This is a genomic window from Lacrimispora amygdalina (genome assembly GCF_003432035.1).
Lineage (GTDB): Bacteria > Bacillota > Clostridia > Lachnospirales > Lachnospiraceae > Lacrimispora > Lacrimispora amygdalina.
In genome coordinates this window covers 1-2,902 of sequence record NZ_QOHO01000090.1, presented here as the reverse complement: position 1 = coordinate 2,902, position 2,902 = coordinate 1, and the positions used below count along the sequence as shown (strand labels likewise).

Here is a 2,902-nt window from a genome sequence, read left to right as displayed (position 1 = left end):
TATTATCAGCTGCATAACAAGCTGTTGCTAATTTTTTATTATTAAATATTCCAATAAACTGGTTAGAACCTAAAATCACTTTTTCTTCTTTCAATAATTTCTTTGCATCAATTATTGTTTTTTCAAATTCTTCTTTTTCATTTAATTCATCTGCAAGAAGATTTGATTTTATGACTAATTTTATAATCGGATTATTTACTTGCTTTACAGACGCCTCAATAAGATTACTTGATACTTCTGCTTTATTTTCTAAATAATATTTACATTCCGCAACATTATTTAGAATACAAGCTTTCTCTTCCTCATTATTAGCCATTTCTAAGGCTTTATTAAAGTAATCTAATGATATATCAAATTGTCTGAGCCTTAAATATGCAATACCTAAGGCATTCTTTATATTAACACTCTGATTCATTTGTTTTAATTCAGAAACTGCCGATTCTATATTATCTGTATTTCCTTTTAATTGTGCTATAACTTTTTTGTAAGATTCTTGTTCTGTTTCTTCGCAAAGTATTAATATTCCATAATCATCCATAATATAATATGTATCATCTACTGGTGATTTTTCAATCTTTTTATTACAGCCAACTAAAAATATCATTAATATTAAAAATACTATTTTTAAATTTTTCAATTTTTAACCTCCACTAATAACTAGAATTTAAATCTTCAATAGATTGGGGTTTTGCATTTTTAGGAATTTCATCTCTTAAATCGCATAAGCTAAAAGTAGTTGCCTGGGATGGATTTTTGAGATTTATCGTTATTTCATTTGCCTGTTCCTTTAATACTCTATCTAATATTTTCCAAAAATTTTTATTTCCTCCACTCGTGTACAAACAATTCGATATTTCAATCAATTTAGTGTAATTACTATATCTAGTACTACCATTTCTTTTAACTATTGCTATAGAATCTCCCCCATACATTATTGCTCTTTGACACATAGTACCAAACTCCGAATACAGATAAACCTGATATTGCTTATATTGCCTTTTGGGTTTTAGATACACTACAGCATCATAGCATTCATTTTTCTTTAACCATAAATCTTTCTTTTCTACTAATAATTTAGCTCTGGATTCATTATTCTCTATTTTTTCAAGATATTTTTCAATGCATTTTTTTCCTGTATCTTTTAAACTTTTTCTAGTGTTAATAAGCATATTATCCGCAACTACATTATATAAGTAACTTTTAGGCATCGAATAATAACCATACTCCTGAAAGAAATTTGTATCAGATGAAGTACCTCCCATTAATACCACTCTATGTTTATTTGTACTTGATTTTTGAAAAAAGAAAGTCACATAAGTATACTCTACTGCATCAGCTAATTTTTTTAATATGCTGTTAACAATCCATAGTCCAGCAACTACCAATTCCGTTGTAGCCTCCTTAGTATTTGAATTAGGATTTCTAGATACGAATTCTATTTTTTTAACTGATCTTTTTTCTTTACCATTACTATATGTTTCACTTTGTTTGACATAAGCAGAAACTTCCTCTCTACCAAAATCCTCCACTTCGAAATTAATTCCTAATACCGCCTTTGATAATTTAAATTCCTTCTCTGTCATTGTATATTCCATGATTGTGTACCATTCTTCAAGTGGTCTAAAAGTTGGAGTGTTTGGGGCTTCATCTTTATATGGATTGTATATTTCAAATCGTATATTATTTACTACGATTGCAGTCCTGTCTTCAGTAATATAAACACGATCTTTAGGCTTATTTCTAATTGTTTGACCTGAGTCGACTACAGATATGATTCCTTGATTCTTCATACATACACAATATGATTCCGAGTCGATTACTGTCGCTTCCGTCTTTAAAGTGTTTTGATCCCAAATTCGTTTATTCTCATTTCCATTTAGCCATGAAGATAAAACAGGAGTACATTTTTCATTGGCCAATTTACAATTACCGAATTCGCTTATATTCTCTAGCTTACTATCCTGAACATTAATCTGAGGGTTTCCCTGAAGGTACTGTCCATGATCCACAGGAAGGTTCAGCACTGCATGTTTCTCCCCATTTGTACATTTAACCAAGGCCCCCCTGACTACATATTCTTTTTGTCTCTTTTGGATCATCTGACCATTCCCGATCCGTCCCATAGTCTCATTATTTTCCATCGTGTTTCCTCCTGCAAATTAGAATTGTTCTTTATCTATATCCATGCTATGTATATTAAAAAAACTATCCTATGGTTAAACGTTTCCCACCCATCCGCTATTTTAAATGTACCAATCAGTTTACCACTAATTTTACAGTTCTCCTTCAGATCTTTCAATTTGTTTATTGAACCAAATTCCAAAACTATAGCCTATAATATCTTATCGATTATTATATATCTTCTTTAAAGTAGTTTCTAACTCTCTATTTGAATCGTTTCATCCTTGTCAATTCCAGATATAATAAGCCTATGAATATAATTCTATGGCTAATTCCTTATCACTTGAATATCATACACATTTGCAATATTGTAAAAGGAAACTGCGGCCAAATCATGAAAAGGAGTACAGTATTTTAAAACATATTGATAGTGTTCAAGTGCTTTTTCTCTTTTTTTAAAATCAAAATTATATTTATTTTTATGCTCTTATTCGAATAGTAAAAGACTTTATTTAAATCGTAAGAAGTACATCAATGATAAATTTTTATACAAAATTACCTCCAATTTCGTATAATGCTGAAGCATTCATCACATCTTTTATCTCAAAATCTGCCCACGAAAAACCAATTACCATAGCTTTCCATGCAATCGATTAATATATTTATTTAATTCTTTCTTTAATTTCTTGTCATTAATTACAAAAACCTTGCTATCACTTTTTATTTCCTTCATTCCAACTGGAACAAAAGCCGCATCGGTCCTTTGAGGTACAATAATAAT

General features: G+C 29.7%; 2 protein-coding genes. Both read right to left on the bottom strand.

What is annotated here, in order from left to right:
• Positions 1 to 637, bottom strand: a 637-nt coding sequence (locus tag DS742_RS24220; RefSeq protein WP_147325862.1) for a tetratricopeptide repeat protein, incomplete at its 3' end; no start/stop codon positions are given.
• A gap of 13 nt (positions 638 to 650) precedes the next feature.
• The gene (locus tag DS742_RS24215; RefSeq protein WP_117419513.1) at positions 651 to 2,141 is read right to left on the bottom strand and encodes a DUF4280 domain-containing protein; all 1,491 of its coding nucleotides are present in this window, start codon (positions 2,139 to 2,141) and stop codon (positions 651 to 653) included.
• Between the last annotated feature and the right edge of the window lie 761 nt (positions 2,142 to 2,902).